Annotated in this window: 20 protein-coding genes; 8 read left to right on the top strand and 12 right to left on the bottom strand. The window is 60.5% G+C overall.

Translation table 11 applies throughout. The features are described from left to right. Nucleotides 1–66: 66 nt before the first annotated feature. Both sufB and FHT28_RS23430 read right to left on the bottom strand, forming a co-directional pair. Entirely contained in the window at nucleotides 67–1,536 is a 1,470-nt protein-coding gene (sufB, locus tag FHT28_RS23435) for a Fe-S cluster assembly protein SufB (RefSeq protein ID WP_168597492.1), read from the bottom strand. Between the two features lie 146 nt (nucleotides 1,537–1,682). Then, complete coding sequence (locus FHT28_RS23430; protein WP_168597491.1) at nucleotides 1,683–2,849, bottom strand: cysteine desulfurase family protein; 1,167 nt, start codon at nucleotides 2,847–2,849, stop codon at nucleotides 1,683–1,685. Between the two features lie 233 nt (nucleotides 2,850–3,082). Between FHT28_RS23430 and FHT28_RS23425 the strand changes: the two genes are divergently transcribed. After that, the gene (locus FHT28_RS23425; protein WP_034504875.1) at nucleotides 3,083–3,760 is read left to right on the top strand and encodes an alpha/beta hydrolase; all 678 of its coding nucleotides are present in this window, start codon (nucleotides 3,083–3,085) and stop codon (nucleotides 3,758–3,760) included. Nucleotides 3,761–3,771: 11 nt separating this feature from the next. Here the strand turns inward: FHT28_RS23425 and FHT28_RS23420 are convergent, their stop codons facing one another. Both FHT28_RS23420 and FHT28_RS23415 read right to left on the bottom strand, forming a co-directional pair. Further along, nucleotides 3,772–4,290, bottom strand: a complete 519-nt coding sequence (locus tag FHT28_RS23420) for a GNAT family N-acetyltransferase (RefSeq protein WP_168597490.1) — start codon at nucleotides 4,288–4,290, stop codon at nucleotides 3,772–3,774. A 176-nt stretch (nucleotides 4,291–4,466) separates the two neighbouring features. Further along, nucleotides 4,467–6,881, bottom strand: coding sequence for a caspase domain-containing protein (locus FHT28_RS23415; protein WP_168597489.1), 2,415 nt, complete (start codon nucleotides 6,879–6,881; stop codon nucleotides 4,467–4,469). Between the two features lie 284 nt (nucleotides 6,882–7,165). On the opposite strand from FHT28_RS23415, the gene tyrS reads away from it, so the two are divergent. Both tyrS and FHT28_RS36890 read left to right on the top strand, forming a co-directional pair. Continuing rightward, complete coding sequence (tyrS, locus tag FHT28_RS23410; protein WP_047638217.1) at nucleotides 7,166–8,422, top strand: tyrosine--tRNA ligase; 1,257 nt, start codon at nucleotides 7,166–7,168, stop codon at nucleotides 8,420–8,422. A gap of 433 nt (nucleotides 8,423–8,855) precedes the next feature. Further along, complete coding sequence (locus tag FHT28_RS36890) at nucleotides 8,856–9,434, top strand: hypothetical protein (protein WP_348645011.1); 579 nt, start codon at nucleotides 8,856–8,858, stop codon at nucleotides 9,432–9,434. A 46-nt stretch (nucleotides 9,435–9,480) separates the two neighbouring features. On the opposite strand, the gene FHT28_RS23400 is transcribed toward FHT28_RS36890, so the two are convergent. Continuing rightward, nucleotides 9,481–12,903 (bottom strand): DUF3971 domain-containing protein, encoded by a 3,423-nt coding sequence (locus tag FHT28_RS23400; protein WP_168597488.1) that lies wholly within the window; start codon nucleotides 12,901–12,903, stop codon nucleotides 9,481–9,483. 130 nt (nucleotides 12,904–13,033) lie between these two features. Between FHT28_RS23400 and FHT28_RS23395 the strand changes: the two genes are divergently transcribed. From FHT28_RS23395 to FHT28_RS23375, 5 genes are all read left to right on the top strand, one after another. Next, the gene (locus tag FHT28_RS23395) at nucleotides 13,034–13,516 is read left to right on the top strand and encodes a peroxiredoxin (RefSeq protein ID WP_037202328.1); all 483 of its coding nucleotides are present in this window, start codon (nucleotides 13,034–13,036) and stop codon (nucleotides 13,514–13,516) included. Between the two features lie 4 nt (nucleotides 13,517–13,520). After that, nucleotides 13,521–14,351: a ferritin-like domain-containing protein gene (locus tag FHT28_RS23390; RefSeq protein ID WP_047638221.1), complete on the top strand. Its 831-nt coding sequence runs from the start codon at nucleotides 13,521–13,523 to the stop codon at nucleotides 14,349–14,351. Nucleotides 14,352–14,466: 115 nt separating this feature from the next. Then, nucleotides 14,467–15,783, top strand: a complete 1,317-nt coding sequence (locus FHT28_RS23385) for a peptidoglycan DD-metalloendopeptidase family protein (protein WP_168597487.1) — start codon at nucleotides 14,467–14,469, stop codon at nucleotides 15,781–15,783. Nucleotides 15,784–15,980: 197 nt separating this feature from the next. Further along, a complete protein-coding gene (locus FHT28_RS23380; RefSeq protein ID WP_037202333.1) occupies nucleotides 15,981–17,498 on the top strand; it encodes a DEAD/DEAH box helicase in 1,518 nt (505 codons plus the stop codon). 56 nt (nucleotides 17,499–17,554) lie between these two features. Next, nucleotides 17,555–17,977 (top strand): NUDIX domain-containing protein, encoded by a 423-nt coding sequence (locus FHT28_RS23375; protein WP_168597486.1) that lies wholly within the window; start codon nucleotides 17,555–17,557, stop codon nucleotides 17,975–17,977. 3 nt (nucleotides 17,978–17,980) lie between these two features. On the opposite strand, the gene FHT28_RS23370 is transcribed toward FHT28_RS23375, so the two are convergent. The 7 genes from FHT28_RS23370 to FHT28_RS23340 are packed head-to-tail and all read right to left on the bottom strand — an operon-like array spanning nucleotide 17,981 to nucleotide 23,701. Further along, nucleotides 17,981–18,301 (bottom strand): TfoX/Sxy family protein, encoded by a 321-nt coding sequence (locus tag FHT28_RS23370; protein ID WP_037202336.1) that lies wholly within the window; start codon nucleotides 18,299–18,301, stop codon nucleotides 17,981–17,983. A gap of 3 nt (nucleotides 18,302–18,304) precedes the next feature. Further along, nucleotides 18,305–19,939 carry a molybdopterin-binding/glycosyltransferase family 2 protein gene (locus tag FHT28_RS23365; protein WP_168597485.1) on the bottom strand — a complete coding sequence of 545 codons (1,635 nt, stop codon included), beginning with the start codon at nucleotides 19,937–19,939 and terminating at the stop codon, nucleotides 18,305–18,307. Continuing rightward, on the bottom strand, nucleotides 19,936–20,643 hold the full coding sequence (locus FHT28_RS23360; protein ID WP_168597484.1) for an XdhC family protein: 708 nt from the start codon (nucleotides 20,641–20,643) through the stop codon (nucleotides 19,936–19,938). The genes FHT28_RS23365 and FHT28_RS23360 overlap by 4 nt, the downstream gene beginning before the upstream one ends. Continuing rightward, nucleotides 20,643–20,972 carry an XdhC family protein gene (locus tag FHT28_RS23355; RefSeq protein WP_047556624.1) on the bottom strand — a complete coding sequence of 110 codons (330 nt, stop codon included), beginning with the start codon at nucleotides 20,970–20,972 and terminating at the stop codon, nucleotides 20,643–20,645. Before FHT28_RS23355 ends, FHT28_RS23360 begins: the two co-directional genes overlap by 1 nt. A gap of 10 nt (nucleotides 20,973–20,982) precedes the next feature. Continuing rightward, nucleotides 20,983–22,227, bottom strand: a complete 1,245-nt coding sequence (locus FHT28_RS23350) for a VWA domain-containing protein (protein WP_168597483.1) — start codon at nucleotides 22,225–22,227, stop codon at nucleotides 20,983–20,985. A gap of 3 nt (nucleotides 22,228–22,230) precedes the next feature. Next, nucleotides 22,231–23,163, bottom strand: a complete 933-nt coding sequence (locus tag FHT28_RS23345) for a MoxR family ATPase (protein ID WP_168597482.1) — start codon at nucleotides 23,161–23,163, stop codon at nucleotides 22,231–22,233. A 19-nt stretch (nucleotides 23,164–23,182) separates the two neighbouring features. Then, complete coding sequence (locus tag FHT28_RS23340) at nucleotides 23,183–23,701, bottom strand: flavin reductase (protein WP_173410859.1); 519 nt, start codon at nucleotides 23,699–23,701, stop codon at nucleotides 23,183–23,185. Between the last annotated feature and the right edge of the window lie 139 nt (nucleotides 23,702–23,840).

Below are 23,840 nucleotides of genomic sequence, written 5' to 3'. Positions count from 1 at the left end.
GAATCCTAACGAAGGAATGAACGTAGGGCGCGGCTGGTGCGCCAAAGCTAATTTTCTATGCGAGCGTCAGCCGACGCTGCCTTCGAGCGAGATGCCGATCAGCTTCTGCGCTTCGACGGCGAATTCCATCGGCAGTTCCTGCAGGACTTCCTTGACGAAGCCGTTGACGATCAGAGCGATCGCTGCTTCGGTCGGGATGCCGCGCTGCAGGCAATAGAACAGCTGGTCCTCGGAAATCTTCGACGTCGTGGCTTCATGCTCGAACTGCGCCGTCGAGTTCTTGGCTTCGATGTAGGGCACTGTGTGCGCGCCGCACTTGTCGCCGATGAGCAGCGAATCGCACTGCGTGAAGTTACGCGCGTTCGTCGCCTTGCGGTGAGCCGAGACCTGGCCGCGATAGGTGTTCTGCGAGACGCCGGCAGCGATGCCCTTCGACACGATGCGGCTCGACGTGTTCTTGCCGAGGTGGATCATCTTGGTGCCGCTGTCGACCTGCTGATGGCCGTTGGAAACGGCGATCGAGTAGAACTCGCCGCGGCTGTCGTCACCGCGCAGAATGCAGGACGGGTACTTCCAGGTGATGGCCGAACCGGTCTCGACCTGCGTCCACGAAATCTTGGAGCGATGACCGCGGCAATCGCCACGCTTGGTGACGAAGTTGTAGATGCCGCCCTTGCCGTTCTTGTCGCCCGGATACCAGTTCTGAACCGTCGAATACTTGATCTCGGCATCATCGAGCGCGACGAGTTCGACGACGGCCGCATGCAGCTGGTTTTCGTCGCGCTGCGGCGCCGTGCAACCTTCGAGATAGGAGACATAAGCTCCCTCTTCGGCAATGATCAGCGTCCGCTCGAACTGGCCGGTATTCTTCTCGTTGATGCGGAAGTAGGTGGACAATTCCATCGGGCAACGAACACCCTTCGGCACGAAGACGAAGGAGCCGTCGGTGAAGACAGCGGAATTCAGCGTCGCGTAGAAATTGTCTGATGTCGGAACGACGGTGCCGAGATATTTGCGCACGAGATCGGGATGCTCGCGGACCGCTTCCGAGATCGACATGAAGATCACGCCGGCCTTCTTCAGCTCTTCCTTGAAGGTGGTAACCACCGAAACCGAATCGAACACGGCATCGACTGCGATCCTCGACTGCTTGACTCCGGCAAGGATCTCCTGCTCGCGCAAGGGAATGCCGAGCTTCTCATATACCTTCAAGAGCTCCGGATCGACGTCCTCGAGCGAGGTCGGGCCGGACGTGCTCTTCGGCGCAGCGTAATAGTAGATTTCGTTGAAATCGATCTTCGGATAGTCGACGCGAGCCCAGGTGGGCTCTTCCAGGGTCAACCAGCGGCGATACGCCTCAAGACGCCATTCCAGCATCCATTCCGGCTCCCGCTTCTTGGCGGAAATAAAGCGGACAATATCCTCGGACAGGCCCTTCGGAGCCTTGTCCATTTCGATGGTAGTTTCAAAACCATACTTATACTGGTCCACGTCGATCTGGCGAACCTGATCGACCGTTTCTTGGACTGCAGGCATTTCGTTCTCCAATCTCGCCGGATCCAAGGTCCGGCAGCTTGTCAACGTTGCGGCAGACTTATGTCTACCCTCTATGTAGTCGGCCAAAGGGGACTTTTCAGCCCACTTGGCAAGCGGAAATTTCCGTTTCCGCAAAATTGTGGCCGTCAGGCCGCGGCACCCGCCAGTTTGCGGCGGCCCGCAATGCGGGCAAGGGCCGCTATGGCGCGATCTACGTCCGCTTCGGTCGTGGCGGGGCCGAGCGAAATCCGAAGCGCTCCGAGCTTCGGATCGCATCCCATGGCGACAAGCACATGGCTCTCGCCGACCTTGCCCGACGAGCAGGCAGACCCGGCCGAAATGGCGACACCTTCGAGATCGAAGGCGATCTGCCCTGTCTCGGATTTCAATCCCGGCAGCGTGAAGAAGCTGGTATTCGGCACGCGCGCTCCGCCCTCACCGTGAATGATGATATCGGGCGCGGCAAGCCGCATGCCTTCTTCCAGCCGATCGCGCAACGCGCCGATTCTGGCATTGCGGCCATCGAAGTCCACAAGCGCTGCCTCGGCGGCGGCACCGAAGCCGATGATGGCAAGCACGTTTTCCGTGCCGGAGCGATGCCCCTTTTCCTGGCCGCCGCCATGGATCAATGGCTTCGGCATCAGCACTTCGCCGCGCGAGATCAGCGCCCCGGCTCCTTTGGGCCCACCGATCTTGTGCGACGAGACAATCAGAAAATCCGCGCCGATCGCTTCGATATCGATCGCCACCCTGCCGGCTGCCTGCACGGCATCGACGACGAATATGCCGCCTGCCGCCTGAACGAGCTTGGCCGCTTCATCGACAGGCTGAAGAATCCCTGTCTCGTTGTTGGCGAGCATGATCGCGACCATCGGCAGCCCGCTCGCCTTGTCATGCGCAGAAAGCACCGCTTCAAGGGCCGTAAGATCGATCATGCCGCCCGATGTCACCGGCACTTCGCCGATTCTGTCCTTCGGAAACCGGCCACCCTCGCGCACGGCCGGATGTTCGACGGCCGATACATAGAGATGGCTGACGGCAAGCGGCGTCCGCCCCATGCGAAACTCCGGCGTCAACACCATATTGGCCGCCTCGGTGGCGCCGCTGGTGAAAACGACATGGGCCGGAGCAGCGCCTGTCAGGCTTGCAACCTGCCGGCGCGCGGCCTCGACGGCAGCACGTGCCGCCCTACCTTCCCCATGCACGGAATTGGGGTTGCCCTGAATATCCATCGCACGTAGCATCGCATCCCGCGCGGCCTGATGAAGCGGCGCGGTGGCATTCCAGTCGAGATAAAGGCGCGTTGCCGCCATGATCTTCTTCCTGCCTGACGTTGCTTTGCTGCGTCCGGCTCATTTTCCTTGAAATTTCAGCCGGGCATGCCTTATGACACGTTCCATAAATCGTTGCACACACAACGCGCGGAACACCGCATCAAGTTTCGAATTGTTCTAAACTGCGTTCTAGAAAAGATGAGCGCATTCGTCAAGTCAACTTGCTGCGTGCCGTTGGGTTTGAACGCAGAAAAAGAAGAGCCGGAGTATCGATGCCCGAAGTTATTTTCAACGGCCCCGCAGGCCGCCTTGAAGGCCGCTATCAGCCCTCTAAGGAAAAAAGCGCCCCGATCGCAATTATTCTCCATCCGCACCCGCAGTTTGGCGGCACCATGAACAATCAGGTGGTCTACCAGCTCTTCTATATGTTCCAGAAGCGCGGTTTCACGACCCTCCGATTCAACTTCCGCGGCATCGGCCGCAGTCAGGGCGAATTCGATCACGGCGCCGGCGAGCTTTCCGATGCCGCATCGGCGCTCGACTGGGTCCAGAGCCTCCATCCCGATTCCAAAAGCTGCTGGGTTGCCGGCTATTCCTTCGGCGCCTGGATCGGCATGCAGCTGCTGATGCGCCGTCCTGAAATCGAAGGTTTCATGTCGATCGCGCCGCAGCCGAATATCTACGATTTCTCCTTCCTTGCTCCCTGCCCTTCGTCCGGCCTGATCATCAACGGCGATGCGGACAAGGTCGCTCCGGAAAAGGACGTCAACGGCCTCGTGGAGAAGCTGAAGACGCAGAAGGGCATCCTGATCACGCACAAGATCGTGCCGGGCGCCAATCACTTCTTCAACGGCCAGGTCGACACGCTTCTGGGCGAATGCGAAGATTATCTCGATCGTCGCCTGAACGGCGAGCTGGTGCCGGAACCGGCCGCCAAGCGCATCCGGTAAGAGAAGCGCCTTTACCGGGCCATTCTGAACGTTGGGCATGAGATCCCGTCGATGACCATCGGCGGGTGATCCTGCATGCCGATCTTTCGCAGAACCCGCTGCGACGCCGCATTCTCGGGATGTGTGAAGGCGATGAACTGACCGGCCAAGCCACGCTGCAAGAACCATTGCGCCAGCGCGCCGGCGATCTCCGTCGCGTAACCATTGCCCCAGGCGTCGTTCCGAATCGAATAGCCGAGTTCGAATTCACCGCGGCCGTTTTCCTCGTGAAATCGCGAAAAACCAGCGCGACCGATGAAGCGGCCGTCGTCCCGCCTCAGCATCTTGTATTTGGTCACCCCGTCGCGCGCTTGTTCGCCGAACCAGCTTTTCAGCCGCTCTTCGGCCTTCTCCAACGTCCATGGCGCCGCTCCGGAGAGATAACGCGTCGTTTCGACCGTCGAATGCAGCTGCCTGATCAGCTCGGCATCGCCCTTGTTCCACATCGTCAAAACAAGGCGGGGAGTTTCGAGTATGATGGCGTCGCTCATCCGTCTGCCTGTTTTTCGGGTAACACATGAAACTTGCGACTCATGTTCAATCACGACGGTCACCAGCCGGCAAGCCACTAAGCGCACCGGGTCCGCTCCAGTCATCGCGATAGGCTGGCGCTCAAAGAGCAAGGGCCGCATACGCGGCCCCCCGGATCGTCAGTCAAAATCACCGTTCAGTGACATGCAGGAAGCCCCGGCGCTCCGCACTTCTTCTTTTCCGGAGGCTTCGGCGGCGCAGGCGGGGGTCTCTTGACCTGCTGCGCAGCCTTCGGCTGGGGCTGCGGTCTCGGTTGAGCCTGAGGCTTCGGAGCGGGCGCCCTCGCCTGCGCGGTTGCGTGCGGCGCCGGCTTCGGCTGTGAGGCCACGGGGTTCACACGCTGCGGGGGCGCGGCTGCGACGTGCGGCTGATTGTTGTTGACAGGCTTTGGCTTGGCAGGTGCCTTCGCGGCAATAGCCGGCGCCGCTGGCTTTGTCGTCTGACCATGGGCATTCGGCTTCGGCCCTGTGGCGACCGAATTCTGTTTCGCGTTCGGAGCGACTTGCGGCGCCGGGGTCTTTGCGACCTGATTCGGACCCTTCGCTCCCGGAAGCGCATGCACACTGCCATTCGCACCCTGTGGGGCCGGCTTCGGCTGCGCCTGTCCTTGATTGGCGGGGGTCTTGCCGGCAGCCGGCAAGGGCTGGCCATTGGCACCAGGGAGCGCATGCGCTTTGCCATTCGCACCCAGTGGAGCGGGTTTCGCGCCAGCAGCAGCCGGATTTTGCACAGTGTTGGGCGCGGATTGTGGCGATTGCGCCTGCTTCGGCTGCACCTGCCCCTTATTGACCGGGGTCTTGCCAACGGTCGGCAAGGGCTGACCATTAGCACCGGGCAAAGCATGAGCGCCGGCATTTCCGGCTTGCGGCTGCCCCGAGGGTGCGGCGGGGGAACCTGCGGGCACCTTTACCACCGCCGCCGGGTTCTGCTTCTGCAGGACGGCCGCCTTCTGCACCGAAGGCGGCAGGGCGACATGCAGCGCCGCCGCACCGGCGCCGGCGACGACCGCTGCGCCGACGAGCTTCTGCCCTGTCGTCAGACCGGGTGCCGCAGGTGCAGCCCCGTTCTCGTTGACGGTCGTGTTGTTGATGACCGTATCGTTCTCGACCGTATTATGAATGTTGTTGAAGATGATGTTGTTTTCGGGCGGGGCGATATCGCGCGGCGGGAGCACCCAGCCCGGAACCGGAACGAAGACCGGCGCCGGCAGGACGTAAAGGTCGACCGAGGGCTGCGGTGGCGCCAACACGACGAAATCCGGCGGCGGCGGCGCCAGGAAAACAACCGGCGGCGGTGGTGCATAGCCGAAATCGGCATCATCGAAATAAAGAACGGGCCGATCGATATAGACGATTTCCGGCGGCGGTGGCGGCGGCACGTCATACTCGATCACGGTGAAGGACGGAGGCGGCTCGAGCGCTGCGTCGAAATGCTCGAGACGGCGGCGGGCATCCCAGACATGCGGGCCGCGTGGATAACGCCGCAGATAGGACCAATAGGCCTCCGGCGTATCCGCGATCCACGTCTCGCGCCAGGTGATCGCCTCGCGACGGGCAGCGATAATGGCGCGTACACGTCTCGCCATGGAGTCGTTCGGATAGGCGGCGAGGAAATCCTCGTAGCCTTGCAGCGAGTCACGGTCGAGCGCCGCAAAATAGGCATCCTTCTCATCGAAATCGCGGATCGCCTTCGTACGGATTGCCGCGTTGTCGTAACTGGACACCTGGGCTGCCGGCGCATCGGGTCCACGATCGAAGAAGGTGAAGGCGTTGTTGAATTTAGACGCGTCCCAGGAGATTTCTGCGCCCTTGGTCAGATCGCTCACTCGCAGGCGCGTGCGATCGAATACGTCGCCGAGCGAAAGGCCGCCGACGCGAATCATTTCCGCCAGCGCATGGGCATAGGAGCCATAGGGACCTGCTTCCGGCGGCGCGACGGTGCCGGGCGCCGCATTGAATGCGATCAACTGATTGGCGTCGGGTTCGACAAGCGTCAGGCCGCCGGCAAGCGGCTGATTGGACTGCGCGAACGGATTGGCCCGTGCCGCGTCGAGCACCACAATGCTGCCGCGATTGTTGATCGCCGCCAGCGATTTGGTGAAATCGGTTACCCGGATCGCCTCGACGGGAACATCCGTGGCATTGGCGATCTGCGCATCCACCGGCACGAAATAATTGTCGCCCTGGTATTGAAGCCCATAGCCCGCCAGATAGACGAAAGCCACGGTATCAGGCCCCGAGGCGTTCGCTTTCGCCAGGAAGTCCCTGAGTGTATCTCGCAACCCGTTCTGGTCGAGGTCGCGCGCGCCGATGACATCGAAACCCGCAGCCTGCAACGTCTGCGCAATCAAACCGGCATCATTGGCCGGCGTCGGCAACGCGCCCGTCTTGTAGGCGGCGTTGCCCACGACGAGCGCTATTCTCTTTTCAGGGGAACCTTGCGCATCGGCCGGGTTCGCGGCGACGATACCAGCCAAAACCAACACTATGGCAAAAAATGCCCAGATCATCTTTTTGAATGACAATCCCATCATCGGAAGCAGAGGTGACATACCGGTTTCTTTCGGGAAACATGTGGCGCGCACGGGATCAACGATAAATGAATAGGATTTGATTTGGGCGAATACGCGGCGGCTTCGCGGCGTTGTTACGATGTATTCACGTCGCGAAGCGTCGGTTTACAAATCCGGGCCGCCGCTCCACCGGGCTGAAACTCGGCATTCGCACTCAACCAAAATGGTGACGCGCTCACAAATCAATGCTAAACGCGCCGCGACGTTCAACAACAGCGATTGTGCCGCATGATCCATTTATGCGGCCTCGAGAGACCAAGATCATGGCTGAGTTCAAATCCGACTTCCTGCGCACCCTGAAAGAGCGCGGCTTCATTCATCAGATTTCCGATGAAGCAGGCCTCGACGACCTTTTCGCCAAGGAAACGGTGACCGCCTATATCGGCTTCGATCCCACAGCATCGAGCCTGCATGCGGGTTCGCTGATCCAGATCATGATGCTGCACTGGATGCAGGCGACAGGCCATCGCGCCATCTCGCTGATGGGCGGCGGCACCGGCATGGTCGGCGACCCCTCCTTCAAGGAGGAGTCTCGCCAGCTCATGACCATCGACACGATCGAAAGCAACATCGCTTCGATCAAGCGCTGCTTCTCCAACTACCTCACCTACGGCGACGGCCCGAAGGATGCGTTGATGATCAACAACGCCGAGTGGCTGCGCTCGCTGAACTACCTCGAATTCCTGCGCGATGTCGGCCGGCATTTCTCGGTCAACCGCATGCTGTCCTTCGATAGCGTCAAGACGCGCCTGGATCGCGAGCAGTCGCTGTCCTTCCTCGAGTTCAACTACATGATCCTGCAGGCCTACGACTTCGTCGAGCTGGCCAAGCGCTATGACTGCCGTCTGCAGATGGGCGGCTCGGATCAGTGGGGCAATATCGTCAATGGCATCGACCTCGGTCACCGCATGGGGACACCGCAGCTCTTCGCGCTGACCTCTCCACTGCTGACGACCTCGTCAGGCGCCAAGATGGGCAAATCGGCCTCGGGCGCGGTCTGGCTGAACGCCGACCTGCTCTCGGCCTACGACTTCTGGCAGTACTGGCGCAATACCGAGGATGCTGATGTCTCGCGCTTCCTCAAGCTCTACACCACCCTGCCGATGGGTGAGATCGCACGGCTCTCGGCCCTTGCCGGCTCGGAGATCAACGAGGTCAAGAAGATCCTTGCGACCGAGGTCACCGCGATCCTGCATGGCCGCGCGGCGGCGGAACAGGCCGCCGAGACGGCGCGCAAAACCTTCGAGGAAGGCGGCCTGTCCGAAAACCTGCCGTCCGTCGATATCCCCGCTGCGGAGATCGATGCGGGCGTCGGCCTTCTGTCGCTGATCGTTCGCGCCGGCTTGGCCGGTTCGAACGGCGAGGCCCGCCGCCACGTTCAGGGCGGTGCGGTGCGCATCAACGATGAGGCCGTCAGCGACGAGCGCAAGGTCATCGGCAGCGGCGAAATCACCGCCGATGGCGTCATCAAGCTGTCGCTGGGCAAGAAGAAGCACATCCTGATCCGCCCGGCGGCTTGAGCAACCGGCACACGACTATGAACAAAGCCGGCGCATCTTGCCGGCTTTTTGTATTCGCCGCGCAGACTGAAAACCGCCGACCGATAAAGTGATGTGGACGATCAGTCGACGAAGGCAGCGCCAGTCCGGACAGCGGATATCGGCCGCAGGAAGGACAACATAGCAGCTCCTAATCGCTCGGGCTGATCATATGGAACGCCGTGACCGGCATCGGGGATCAATTCATATCGAAGCAAGGGGTTGAGCTCCCGCAGCTCACGAGCCGTATCCAGCGAAACGCCCGCTTTGTCTCCAATCACGAGAAGGATCGGGGCGTGCATGCTCTGAATGAGCTCGCGATAGTCAGGATTTGGCGGCGTGAGCACTTCGAACGCGGACATACTGGTCTGAAGTCTTGCATCGGCCAGGCATTCCAAAATCTCCGCCGACGGGGATGGGTGTCGAAGCGCGCCTGGGCAAGCAGATCAGCCCTGCCCAACGCCATGGATCGCCGATGTTCCTCAGCGATATCGCTTTCAAAAACCTCGCGCTGCCACTCTGGACTTATGAAGGTCGGATCGACCAGGATAAGGCCGGAGATTGCCGATCCAAGCTGGCGAGCCGCAACGGCTGCTGTCGGATCGCGGACTACCGGTTCGTCCTCTGTCAGGACATGAAACTCCGGAGGTGGATTATGGATGAGATTCCGGTGATCAAAACAAGGCCCAAAGGCCGAAGCCTTACGCAGAATATGTTGATTCCAAGCGAGGAGATGGTTGCTCGCGCGTTATGGGCAGCGCCCCCAGGACAATTATCTGCCGTAGGCGAAGTAAGAAAGGCGCTCGCCAGTCAATATGGAGCAGATGCCTGCTGTCCTATCACCGTCCAGCGACACTTGGCTCAGATCAGCGAAAACGGCACCGCTCCGTTTTGGCGCGTCGTGGATCCCGATCGACCATTTGCCCGACGTATGAAAGGTGGACCAGAACGCATACGGCAGCGATTGGAGGAAGAAGAACGAGCTGTTAAATGAGCCGCCCGGCCGGAGAGAGCCGCAAACCGTCACGTCGTATGTCTCATCAAAACTCAAAGATCTGCCTAAATACCCCCGGTGCGATGATCGACAGCGGATTGATCTGAATACTCGATTTCTCCAGCGTACCCGTCACCCTGAAGGTGATGCCGATCAGGCCGCGGTCGCTGCCGTTGCCCAGGATGAAGCCGACGATCGGAACCTCGGCGAACAGCCGGTTCAGGCCGTAGGCGGGCATGAACGTGCCGGTCAGATCCATCTTGCCGTTGGCATCCTTGACCGTTCCCTGGAATGTCGCCCCGACCTGCACGCCCCGCACGACGCCGTTCTCGACCGACAGCGACCCATTTCGCATCACCAGCCGCGCAAAGCCTCTTTCGAAGCTTTGCGAGCGCGTATCGATATTCTCCTTCACGGCTGCATTCAGGCTTTTGCCGTTTTTGCCGCTCGGGGTCGAAACGATGGTCGAAAGCTTCTTCTCGTCGACGATGGCGAAGTTGCGCAGATCCAGCGATCCGTCCCAGTCGTCCTGCCCGACGGAGCGCAGCGACAGATTGAGCAGGCCGCCCTTCAGGTGCTTGTAGAGATCGGCAAAACGAGCAACAGAGCCGGCGTCGCCGCTGGTGATGCGGATGGTGCCGCTGCCGCTGCCCTTGCTCATCTGGCTGACGACAGCTTCTCCGCTGAGGGTGACGCCAGAAAAGTCCACCGCCGTCGTTTTGCCGCCTGCAATGGAATAGGTACCTTTGAGATTGCCGATCGATTCGTCGTTGAATCCAATAACCTTGTCGAGATTGACATGTATCGTCGCGCTTGCCGAGTCGTCGCCGCCGCTCTTCCCGCCGCCAGATGACGATGTCTTCAGCCGCGCCAGGATCGGGCGTATATCGGCCGAATTGCCCGATATCGATACGTCATAGCCTCCACCCTTGCCGCGCTTGAGCGACAGCGCGAAATCATCGAGGGCCGAGAGCTTCACGCTGTCGAAATTCGCTGACGACAAGCTCCCCTTGCTGATCACAAGATCGCCGCTGACGCCGAAACCGTCGCCCTTGAGCGTAAAATTCTTGAGTGTCGTCTGGCTGTCCGGTCCGGACGCTTCGAGTTGCGCGGTTGCGGGAATGCCGCTGCCCTTCGACCATCCTACCCACGGAACCGTCAGCGCTGCCTTGCTGAGATCCACCTTGACGCCCTGGCGATCGTCATCGATGCGCGTCAGCTCCACTTTGACAGGCCCATCGATGATATCGCGAAGACCCGGCAGGACGGCATTGCGTTGAGCATCGCTAAGCGTCGCCGTAATGACGCGGCTGCGCTTGGCGGTCGATTTGCTGTCGGTCGGCTCGATCATATCGATCTGTGCGGGAATGCCGTCGATCTGCGCCTGAGCCTGCAGGTGCACCGATTGTGGATCGGCCGCGATCTCGCCGGTCAGGTTGTCGATCTTGCGATTGTTCATCGGCTTCAACAAATCGACATTGTTGAGCTCCAGTTTCGCCTGCCAATCCGGCGGCGGCGGCTTCTGGTCGTTGATCAGGCCGATCCGGGCATTGACCTTGGCGACGATCTTGCCGTTGAAGTCCTCCGGTTTGAATTCCGTCCGTTGCAATACCTCAAGCGGTTTGTAGGTCAGCAATTCACCCACGGCGTCGCCTGTGCCGGATATTGTCAGAGCAAGCTCCGCCATCAGCGGCTTGTCGTAGGTTGCCGGTATCGAGAAGCTGCTATCGTTCAAGGTGATCTTGCGGCCTGTCGGGAAATAGGAGGTAGCAGTCTCGATACTGACGTCCATCGTCGGGCCGGTCAGATCGAAATGTGCTTTCGTATCCCGGAGCGGCGGTATTTGGCCAGGCACGTTGAGGCGCGCGCCGTCGATGTCGAAAGCAATGTGCAACTCGTTCTGGCCGAGTTGCAGCTTGCCGGTCTGCGCAGCCTCCCGCAGCCTCCCGGCTGGAATGAACACAGATATCACCGCATTCGTCACCGAGCCGCCAAAGAGATTGTTCTCGACCCATACTCTCGGCTTCGAAGCCATCCAGAAGGGCCACAGTTGTTTCACCACGCTGGTGTCGAGTTTGTCCGCGCGGCCGCCGAAGCTGATTTCCGGCGAGCTGTCGCCGAGCTTCATGTGCAACGAACCGAACAGAGCGCCTTGCGGTGTCGATATGCCGATATTCTCGAACTGGAATTCCTTGGTCGCGGACAGAAAGTGCCCTGTCGCCTGGCCGTCGAAGCTGACCGGCTTTTCTCCGGATATCGATGAGGCTGCCGTACCGTTCTTGATCAGGAAATCGATGCCGAAGCCTCTGCCTGCGTTGGGGTCAACCCGGTCGAGATCGATCAGGGCGCCGGAGAATGGCGCGACAGTGCTGACGAATTGCACCGTCGACGGTGCGATCTCGAGTGTCTGGTGATCGAAATTATAGGAGAGGTTGATATTGGCCTGCGTCAAATCCTGCGCGTCGCGATCCATATAGAGCACGCCGGGCTGGATATTGACGGAGGCATCGAGCTTCGGATCGGTGCCTGAGCCCCCTTTGACGGCAGATAGCGTCACATCGGCGAAACTCATGAGACCCTGACGCGGCGTGCCGGTCGCATCATAGGCCATCGTCAATGGCTTGAGATCGAGATTGGAGATTTTCGCGATCAGTGAAGAGCTGTGGCCGGACTCCTGCTGCTCTGCCATCACATCCAATATCGCCACCGACCCGTTGACGGCGACCTGCCCATAAAGATGCAGCGAATTCTGTTCGGTCCGCTCGAAGGTGAGATTATCGACCACAAGAGAGATGGGATCGCCTTCCTGGCGTGGCAGCTTGACCGAAAATCCGGAAATACGCACCGAATTCGTGCCGCCGCGCTGCACGAAGCGCTGCAGAAAATCGATATCGTCGAAAGCCGAGGTCAATGCCTGGGGCAGCGCATCCACGCGCCACGCGGTCAGGTCGACGGGATCTCCTTGAGGCAGGAGCGAAGTATCGAGCGCTATGCCTTCCGCCGCAACGCTCGCCACTTCCACCCGGCCTTCGATAAGGGCGAACGGATCGAGTTCCATATTGACCGCCGACATGGTCGACAGATGTTTGCCGCTGTCCTGATCGATCACGTTAACGTCACGCGCTTCGAGAGCCAGCCGCAGATCCGATGTGAAGCGGATCACGGTCTTGCCGACCTCCGCCTTGTAGCGCGGACCGATCGCCTTATCGAGGGCCGTCTGCGCCTTCTGAGACAGCGGCACATCGAAAACGCCGCTTTCGATCGTTGCGATGACGGCGCCGAGGATGATTGCAAGAAAGGTGAAGAAAACCAGCGTCATGCGGCAGACATGCCAGACATGCGAACGGTTGCGGCTGGTGCGTTCCGGAGGGACATGCACGATCATGGGATCATCGACCTGGGCGGAAGGCAGATGATCGAGTGAAACGAGATCCTTTTTACGGAATGTTACCTTTTCGCCTCGGATCACTCCTGCGCGTCCCTTTCATTCTCAGCAATTTTTTTGGTGACGCTGCGTCCCATGTGGACGGCATACCTGAGCAGCATGTATGGCTCAACCTTAGTATCGTCTAAAAACCAGGCAAAAGAAAGTTTTTCCCATGACGGAAGTTTTTCCGATTGTTTTGAATGTGGGCGACGAGGCACCCGATTTCGATTTGCCACGCGATGGCGGCGGCCATGTGCGTCTAGCCGATTTCGGCGGAAAACCGCTGGTATTGTTCTTCTATCCTAAGGACGACACGACAGCCTGCACGACCGAATCGATTTCCTTCACCGCGCTTAAAGCCGATTTCGACAAGGCCGGCGTCGCGATCCTCGGCATATCGCCCGATACTGTGAAGAGCCATGACAAATTCGTCAGGAAACACGCGCTTTCCGTGCCGCTCGCCTCCGACGGGGAAAAGACGATGGCGATGGCCTATGGCGTTTGGAGGGAAAAGAGCATGTATGGCCGAACCTATATGGGTGTCGTGCGCTCGACCTTTCTGATTGGCGCCGACGGCCGCATCGCAAGGATATGGGATAAGGTAAAGGTAGCCGGGCACGCCGAAGAGGTTTTGGCCGCGGCGAAGGAGCTTTGACGGCATGTCAGGCGACCCCGACACGATCACATCGCTACGCGGTGGCGCGATTGCCGCCATTCGTTCGGCCGATCTCGATCGCAAGACCGGGCTCGCCCAGGAATCCGCAACGCGCTGGTTTGCGCGCACCCTGTCATTGCGTTCGCCACTCGATCCGCCGCTGGCAGATCGACCCGGCCGGCCCGAACGGCCGGAGCTGGTTCCGCCGAAGCATATGGAGAAGCGCTCGCTGCATACGCTGAAGGGCCGCATCGCGCTGCTGCATGCTATCGCCCATATCGAGCTGAACGCGGTCGATCTTGCGCTCGACATCGTCGCACGCTTCGCGACCGAGCCGGTTCCCAATTCCTTCTTCGACGGCTGGATGCAGGTCGCCTTCGAGGAAGCGAAACATTTCCGGATGGTGCGGACCCGGCTGCGCGAGCTGGGCGCGGATTATGGCGATCTGTCCGCCCATGACGGCTTGTGGCAGGCGGCCCATGCAACGCGCACTGACCTCACCGCTCGCCTCGCCGTCGTGCCGTTGATCCTGGAAGCCAGAGGACTCGACGTGACGCCCGCCCTGCAGGCAAAGATGCGCGAGACCGGAGACATGGAAAGCGCGGCCGTGCTCGACGTCATCTACAATGACGAAAAAGGCCATGTCGCCGTCGGCGCCAAATGGTTCCGTTTTCTATGCGCGCGGGAAAAGCGCGATCCGGCCCGCGCGTTCCAGGAGCTGGTGCGCGCAAACTTCCGTGGCTCGCTCAAGGCGCCATTCAACGATATCGCCCGCGCCGAGGCTGGATTGACGCCCTCTTTCTACCGCTCGCTCACATCTACAAGTAACGCCTAAAATACTAAAATAAAAGAACTTTTCCGTTTTCTGACAATCGCGCGGAAAGTATTCATTAACCATAATCCCGTGTACTCCCATTGGGTGCCTGAGAGCATCGATTGGGAGATTCTCGGTGACAGCAAAGCCTTACAACCGGGTTTTCGGCAAACAACAGCGGTGTCACACCATCATCCTCGCAAGTGGAGAGACGGTGCGCCACATGACCGTGCGTCCATGGATGGCGGCACTGTTCGTCTGCCTCGCAGGCCTGTTTTCGATCGGCTACCTGCTGGCGACCTCCTACCTCGTCCTGCGCGACGATCTGATCGGCGCGACGATGGCCCGCCAGGCGCGTATGCAATATGATTATGAGGATCGCATCGCCGCACTGCGCGCCCAGGTCGATCGCGTCACCTCCCGCCAGCTTCTCGATCAGCAGGTCGTCGAAGAGAAAGTCGACAAGCTCATCGAGCAGCAGCAACAACTGTCGTCGCGCGGCGGCAAGCTCAATGCATTGCTCGACAGGGCCGAAAGCTCGGGCCTCACCGACAAAAGCCCACATGCCGATGCGAACACGGCGGCTGCAAAGAACGAGCATGCGCAGCTGACCGCGCCAAAGGCCATCGAAAAGCTTCTTACCAACGGCAGGCCCGCAGATGTCACCCCGGACAACTCCACCCTCGCCTACGTCCCCGCCCCGGAAACGGTCGCCGATCGCGCCGACCGCGTCTTTTCGAAAGTGACGCTGTCGCTGAAACATATCGAACAGGATCAGCTAACGCGCATCCGAAATCTCACCGCAGACGCATCCGGGACGGCGAACGAGATTCAGACGATCATGTCTAATGTCGGCGTTAAGATCCCGAACGAGGTCGTGGTCAGTGATAGCGAAGATGACGACGGTGGCGTTGGCGGCCCCTATGTGGCGCCGGAAAATGTCGACCAGTTCGAGCAGTCGATGGCCGATCTCGATACGGCGCTAACGCGCCTGGAGACGGCGCGAGGTGCCGCCGAGAGCCTGCCCTTCCGAAATCCTGCGCCGGGCAAGCTCGTCACCAGCCCCTTCGGCAATCGCAAGGATCCCTTCTTCGGCACGCTGGCTCTCCATCCCGGCACCGATTTCCATTTCAGCCCCGGCGAAAAGATCAAGGCGACGGCCCCTGGCAGGATCGTTTCGGCGGGCTGGACAGGCGGCTATGGCAATATGGTGGAGATCGATCACGGCGACGGCATCTCGACGCGCTACGGCCATATGGAGGAAGTGCTTGTCAAAGTCGGCGATAAGGTCGGCACCGGTGACCCGATCGGCCTCGCCGGCAGCACCGGGCGTTCCACAGGCACGCATCTGCACTACGAAGTCCGGGAAAATGGGCGTCCTATAGACCCGATGTATTTCATCAATGCCGGTACAAAACTCGCAAGTTACATCAGCGGTCTCGGCGCGATTTAACTGCCAGGATTGTGACAAACGAGCAACAAAGATGGCACTAATCCAAAAATTGCGTTACGAATGAACTTCGGGTCGGCAGAAGCGACCGCTTTCCTTGACTCCGTGGGTATTTGGTTCTATGTCGCGCTGCATTACGGCATGCTCCTGTGTGTCGATTCATGGTGTTCGACCGAACCGAGACGGAACTAGTTTTCCCTTTGACAACATTTGCTGACCTTGGCTTGAGCCAAAAAGTCCTTTCCGCGGTAACTGACGCGGGCTACACGACACCGACTCCGATTCAGGCCGGTGCCATTCCATTTGCGCTGCAGCGCCGCGATATTTGTGGTATCGCCCAGACGGGTACCGGTAAGACGGCTTCCTTCGTGCTGCCGATGCTGACGCTGCTCGAGAAAGGGCGCGCTCGTGCCCGCATGCCGCGCACGCTGATTCTGGAGCCAACGCGAGAGCTGGCCGCCCAGGTTGCCGAGAATTTCGAGAAATACGGCAAGAACCATCGCCTCAACATCGCCCTGCTGATCGGCGGCGTGTCCTTCGAAGAGCAGGACCGCAAGCTGGAGCGTGGCGCCGATGTGCTCATTTGCACGCCGGGCCGCCTGCTTGATCATTTCGAGCGCGGCAAGCTGCTGATGAGCGCCGTCGAAATCTTCGTCATCGACGAAGCCGACCGTATGCTCGACATGGGTTTCATCCCCGATATCGAGCGCATCGCCAAGCTCATTCCCTTCACGCGCCAGACGCTGTTCTTCTCGGCCACGATGCCGGCGGAAATCCAGAAGCTGGCAGACCGCTTCCTGCAGAATCCGGAACGTGTCGAAGTCTCGGCGCCCGCGTCGACGGCAAAGACAGTCACGCAGCGCTTCGTCGCCTCGCATGGCAAGGACTACGAGAAGCGCGCCACGCTGCGCGATCTCATCCGCGCTCAGACGGACCTGAAGAACGCCATCATCTTCTGCAATCGCAAGGTAGATGTGGCCGACCTCTTCCGTTCGCTTGAACGCCACGGCTTCTCGGTCGGCGCATTGCATGGTGACATGGATCAGCGCTCGCGCACGACGATGTTGCAGAATTTCCGTGACGGCCAGATCCAGCTTCTCGTCGCCTCCGACGTCGCGGCACGCGGTCTGGACCTTCCCGATGTCGGCCACGTCTTCAATTTCGATGTTCCGATCCATTCGGAAGACTATGTCCATCGCATCGGCCGTACCGGTCGCGCCGGTCGTTCCGGCGCCGCTTTCACTCTCGTGACGAAGCGCGACACCAAGCATATCGACGCGATCGAAAAGCTGATCGGCGAAGATGTCCAGTGGCTGAACGGTGATCTGTCGGCACTGCCACCGGCCGAGGAAGGTGGGGACGACAATCGTTCTCCTCGCCGCCGCGAGCCGAAAGGCAGAGGCCGCGAGCGTGATCGCAGCCCCAGAGGCCGGAGTGCCTCGAGTCATAAATCTGATATCGACGTCGAGGATAATGGCGTCGAAGTGATCGAAGCAGCACCAGCAAAGGCCGAGAGCGTGAGAAACGAGCGCAAGTCTGAGAACAACAACAAATCCAACAACGGTTCTCGCAACAATCACCGGCCCTTCCCCGCTGCAAACGACGACAACCGCGAACGCCGCAGCCGTTATCGCGACCAGGATGACGGCCCGACACCGGTTGGCTTCGGCGACGACATTCCCGCTTTCATGCTGATCGTCGCGAACGCCAAGGGCTGATAAGTCCACATCCGAAGCGTTACGCCGGAGTTAACGGCACATTTCGGGATGTAGGCATGGGCAAACCCGGCATCGATTTCCCAGGATTAGGAACCGGTCTCGCAATATTGCGGGACGGGAAGATTTTGCTCTACAGGCGCCTCAAGGCGCCTGAGGCCGGCTTCTGGAGCATCGTCGGCGGCAAGGTCGACCATATGGAGCCCGCAGCCAGGGCCGCCATCCGCGAGGCGGAAGAGGAAAGCGGCCTTTCCATCGGCCGGACCGAATACCTCTGCACAGAAGAGGTTATCGTCGAAGCGGATCGGCAGCATTGGATTTCGCTGATCTATGTTTGCAGGGATTTTTCCGGCGAGCCGCGCCTGATGGAGCCCGACAAGCTCTCCGATTTCGGCTGGTTCGGCCGCAACGAGTTGCCACAACAACTATCCGCTTTCGCCAAAGCAACGATTGCGCATCTGAGCGAAGACGATTTTCGCTGACGCCTACTTATCGGCGCGCAACGCAGCCTCATAGGCCAGCCTTACCCAGTGCGCCATGATGTCGGGATCGTCGAAAGCATCATCGGGAACCGACCAGTAAGGCATATTGACGGCCTTGCCCTTCTTGCCCTCATAAGCCCAACGCCGCGCTCCGGCCGCCTCGAACTCCGAAGCACTGACGTCATCTGCCTTCAAAAGTATCTCGTCATCCACTTCGAGCGCCAGGATCCGGCCCATATGGTAGATCCCCTTGCCGCCGAACATTCGCTTGATCGCTACCGGCCCGAGCGACTGAAACATCTCTTCGATATCGTTATTGTCCATTCCCTATCCCTTTAAAACGCCGCCGGCGGCGATGACGGCCTCGGGCGTATCGACGTCGAGATGCGCCGCCTCGCCGATATCGACGTCGACAACCGGAAGCCCGGACGTCTCGATGATATGCCGCGCGCCGACATCGCCCTCGAGCCGCATGACCGCGTTTAGCACCCCACGCGGCAATATGACGGGGTTGCCGCGCTTGCCGCCCGATACCGCGCGCACGATCGCCTGGCCATTCGCCTCGCGAAACGCGGCGATCAAGGTTTTCAAGTCGTCGCTGGTGACGCCAGGCATATCGGCCAGCATGACGAGGACACCGTCCGCACGCTGCGCACCCTGCGTGCCGACGCCTGCAACCAGCGAGCTTGCCATGCCGGATGCATAATCCGGATTGAACACCTGCTCAACCGCAAGATCGCGCAACGCCAGCTCGATGTCGTCGCGACGGTGGCCCGTGACGACGATGACCGCAGATGCTCCGCCTGCCATGGCCGTCAAGGCCGATCGACGGACCAATGGGACGCCGTCGAACTCGGCCAGCAGCTTGTGCGAACCGCCCTCGCCCATGCGGCTCGCCCGGCCGGCGGCCAGCAGCACGACGGCAACCGATATCTGCGCCGCCGGCTTGGCGGCGATATCGCGCGGACGCGGACGCGACTGTATTTCCATGAGCAATCCTCCAACGCCCATGCCGCTGATATCCTGCGGCGTCGGTTGTTCGCCGGCTAAGATACGATCCAGCACCCAGTCGAAACCGTTTTCCTTCGGGCTGCGGGCACATCCTGGTGCGCCGACGACATGGACATCGCCCACCTTGCCGAGTACCAAAAGGTTGCCGGGATCGACAGGCATGCCGACCTGAATGACCTCACCGCCCGCAAGCCGGATCGCCTCCGGAATGACATCGCCGGCATCGATAACGGCGGAGGCGCCGAAAACGATCACCAGCTTCGGCAATTGGTCCGGTACATCCAACGCCTGACCGATCGCATCGGCGACCGCTTTCGCCCGGTGGGCGACGCGCTCCTCCCGTTGCAAAACGCTGCCTGCAAGCTGAAGCCGCTGAGAGAGGATGCGCGCCGTCTTGTCCATGACACCAGTCTTCAGCGACGGCAGCTCCGTGGCGACGAGCGACACGGCATGCGGCAGGAACGGCTTGACTTCGAAAACCGGCATTCGCCGCAGAATGTCGGCGCCGGCCGCCACCTTCAGCCCCGAAACCGCCAGCGGAATGATCTTGAAGGTCGCCACCATGTCGCCTGATCGCACCGGCACATGATCGGCAAGACAGGCAAGCGTGATGGCCGGGTCGACGCAGTTGAGCCGATCGACGGCGGCGCGATTTGCCACGAACAGGCCGTCGACCGCGCTGTGAATATTGACACGCCCGGTCGTCGCCTTGGAAAAGGTCAGGTGATCGGGTGCAACCGCTTGTGCGAGCTGCTCGGCCGCCTCGTCTTCCATAAGATCGCCGAGCTCGATCCGCGCCGCGATGACGTGATCGATCCCGGCGGCGATCAGTCGTTCGACATCGCCGTGATCAAGCTTGTGCCCTTTGGCAAAACTACCATCGGATAACCGAAGGGAATGTGCCAGAACCGCGCCCTCGGCGTTCACAGTCGAAAATTCCCCGAAGATCATGGCTTCGGGCCCTTGGGCAACGACACGTCGCGCTCGCGAAGGGCGCCGATGATCTCGGCCAGAATGGCGACCGCGATCTCCGCCGGGCTCGCCGCGCCGATGGGAAGACCGATGGGGGCGTGGATGCGGGCGAGATCCTCTTCGGTCAATCCTTCCCGCTTCAAGCGCTCCAAGCGGCCGGCATGCGTCTTGCGGCTGCCGAGCGCGCCGACATAGAAACAGCCCGTCCTCAGCGCTTGCGCAATCGGCTCGTCGTCGATCTTCGGATCGTGGGTAACGGCGACCAGCGCCATATAGCTGTCGAGCGGCCGTTCCTTCAGTGCATCCGCAGGCCAATCGGCAATCAGGTCGATACCCTCGAAACGCTCCGGCGTCGCAAAGGCCGTGCGTGGATCGATGATGGTCACATCGAAGTCGGCAAGTGCCGCCATTCGCGCCAGGACCTGACTGATATGCACCGCCCCGATGACGACGATACGCGGCGGCGGCAGGTGAACGTTCAGGAACAGACTCTGTCCTTCAACCGCGACCGGTGCCGATTTGCCCGAACGGAATGTGGACGCGACGGCATCGGCCAGAGCGCCTTCGAGCTTGTCGCCCTCGACGATCAGCCTATCAGGCCCGCCCGACAGGTCGGTGGCAAGAATCGCCGCCCGCCGCTCGCGCCGCAATTTATTCAGCTTCGCCAGTATCTGACGATCCATCAGGCAAGCCTCTCGACATAGACGCGGATTCGGCCACCGCAGGAGAGGCCGACGCGCCAGGCAGTCTCGTCGGCAACGCCGAATTCCAGCATGCGGGGCTTGCCGTTTTCGATAACGTCGAGCGCCTCGGTGATCACGGCACCTTCCACACAGCCGCCCGAAACGGAGCCGTGGAAATTGCCCTCGCTGTCGATCACGAGGTGACTGCCCGCCGGGCGCGGCGCCGAACCCCAGGTATCGACGACGGTCGCCATGGCAACGCTGCGGCCTGCTGACACCCATTCCTCCGCGATCACGAGCGGATCCAGACTTTCGGATATATTTGTCATCGGAGCCTCATTACTTACAGAGAAACCGCCGCGGATCGTAGGCATCCGCGCGGCCGGCGGTGAGAGCCGATACGAGATCGGCCAGAGATAATAGATTGTGGACCGGACGGAATTCGTCAACATGCGGCAGCATGGCTTTTACACCGCGGGCGCGCGCTTGGAAGCCATCGAACCGCAACAGGGGATTGAGCCAGATCAGCCGCCGACAGGAGCGATGCAGACGGTCCATCTCCTGAGCGAGCAGTTCCACGCCCTCCCGCTCCAGCCCGTCGGTGATCAAGAGCACGATCGCGCCCTGCCCGAGCACCCGGCGCGCCCAGAGCCGGTTGAAGTCCTTCAGCGTCTCACCGATGCGCGTCCCTCCGGACCAGTCCCGCACCGCCGCTGCGCATTCGTCGAGCGCCTGATCCGGGTCTTTGTGACGCATCGCTCTGGTGACATTGGTCAGCCGCGTGCCGAAGAGAAACGTGTGCACACGCCGACGCCGCTCGGTCAGCACATGCAGGAAATGCAGGAAGATGCGCGTATATTGGCTCATCGAACCGGAAATATCGGCCAGCACGACGAGCGGCGGCTGTATTTGCTTGGCTTGTCGAAAACGCGGCAGAATCAGCTCTCCCCCGGTGCGCAAGGCAGACCGCATCGTCGCGCGCGGATCGATCTTGACTGGTCTGTGCGACGGCGCAAAGCGGCGCGTGCGTACCCGATCCAGCGGCAATCGCAGCTTTGCGAGCTCCTTCTTGGCGACGGCAATTTCAGCGGCCGACATCTGCGCAAAATCCAACCCGCGCAGAATCTCGCTGCCCGACGTCGTAAATCGGGCGTCGATCTCGATGTCGGGCGTCTCGCGTTGCGGACGGCGGTCGTCGCGGTTATCAAGTAAGGCATCGCCCGCGCGGGCTTCGCCGGGCTTCGGCTTCTCCTTCTCACGATTGTCGGGCGCGATCGGCGACATCATCGCGATCATCTTTGCAACGAGATCGCGCGAGCGCCAGAACAGCCGGAATGCCTCGTCGAAAACCGCCAGGTCCTCATGCCGCTTGACGAAGACCGAACACAGAGCGGCGTAGAATTCCTCGCGCGAACCTATGCCGATCGCTTCCACCGCCTCGATGGCATCCGCAATTGCCCCGGGCCCGATCTTCAGCCCGGCCTTGCGGAGCGCGCGCCCGAAAAAGACGATATTATCGGCAAGACGCCCGTCACCGGGCGGTGACGGCGCAACGGTGATGCCATCCTGCGCGCCCGGTTCCATGGTTCATCCCGCCGCGAGCAGTTCGGACTTTACTTCGTCCAGCACGCGCTTGCCCTCGCTACCTTGAATACGTGCTATGTCGTCCTGGTATTTCAGCAGCGTGCCCAGCGTGTCGGAGATCGTCTCCGGGTCGAGCGCCAGTCGATCGAGTTCCGTCAGCGCGCTTGCCCAATCGATGGTCTCGGCAACGCCGGGGTTCTTGTAGAGATCGAGAGTCCGCAGCTTCTGTACATAGGCAACGATCTGACGCGACAGCGCTTCGTTGCAGCCCGGCACCTTGCGGCGGATGATTTCCAGCTCCTGCTCCGCCTGCGGATAGTCGACCCAATGATAGAGACAGCGCCGTTTCAATGCATCGTGCACTTCGCGCGTGCGGTTGGTGGTGATGATGACGATAGGTGGCTCGGTCGCGCGGATAGTGCCGAGCTCCGGCACCGTCACCTGGAAGTCGGACAGCACTTCCAGAAGGAATGCTTCGAATGCCTCGTCGGTACGATCGAGTTCGTCGATCAGAAATACCGGCGCACGCCCGCCGACACCCGACAGCGCCTGCAGGACAGGACGGCGGATGAGATAGCGCTCGGAGAAGATATCGGCCTCGATGCGACCGCGATCGGTCAATCCCGATGCTTCCGCAAGGCGGATCTCCAGCATCTGGGCCGGATAGTTCCATTCATAGACGGCCGACGAGACATCCAGGCCTTCGTAGCACTGCAGGCGGATCAGCGGCCGGTCGAGCGCCTTCGACAATACCTTGGCAATCTCGGTCTTGCCTACGCCGGCCTCGCCCTCCAGAAAGAGCGGACGCTTCATCTTCAGCGCCAGAAACAGGACAGTGCCGAGCGCGCGCCCTGCCAGATAGTCATGGGCCGCAAGCAAGGCCATCGTCTCTTCGATCGAGCTCGGCAGCGAAGGTGATGATTTTTGATCCGCCATGATAACTCCCTTGGAGGGGTTATAGCGTGTGATAGCCCCGGTTCATATACAGCAGTGCCGGCTTTGCCTCGCTGTAGCGTACGGCCATGACCTCGCCGAAGATGATGTTGTGCGTCGAAGCCTGCTTGATCTCGATCACACGGCAATCGAACGCCGCGAGCGCGTCGGCGAGCACAGGCGCCCCGGTCGCAAGCGTCTCGAATGTACCGGAGGCAAAACGCTCGTCGGTGGTCAGCGGTGTCTTGCCGGAGAAGGCGTCGGCGAGCGACTGGTGATGCGCGCCCAGCGTATTCAGCGCGAAGATCCCGCTCTTGAAGAAGATCTCGTTCTTGACGTTGCTGTTGTTGAGGCAGATCAGAACCGTCGCGGGATCGTCAGACACCGAGCAGGCAGCCGTGATCGTCACGCCGCGCCGCTCCCCTTCGAGGGCCGTGGTCACCAGCTGCACATGGCCCGCATAGCGGCTCATGGCATCGCGATAAAGCGCCGGGTCCATACGCTGCCTGTCTAGCACCACCGTCTCCTTATTCTTTCTCATATCCCGTCTTTCGCTCAATATGGCGGGCAGGCGTTAGCTTTTCTACAATAGCATTATTGAAAACAGAGTGATTTTGCTGCTTTTTCTTTTGACGATCCCCCTCAGACGGATAAAAGAGCAGGAAAATTGTCCGGGATAA

The organism is Rhizobium sp. SG570 (assembly GCF_012275345.1).
Taxonomy (GTDB): Bacteria; Pseudomonadota; Alphaproteobacteria; order Rhizobiales; family Rhizobiaceae; genus Rhizobium; species Rhizobium lusitanum.
The sequence above is the reverse complement of the archived record's forward strand: the minus strand, read 5'-3'. Positions and strand labels throughout refer to the sequence as shown.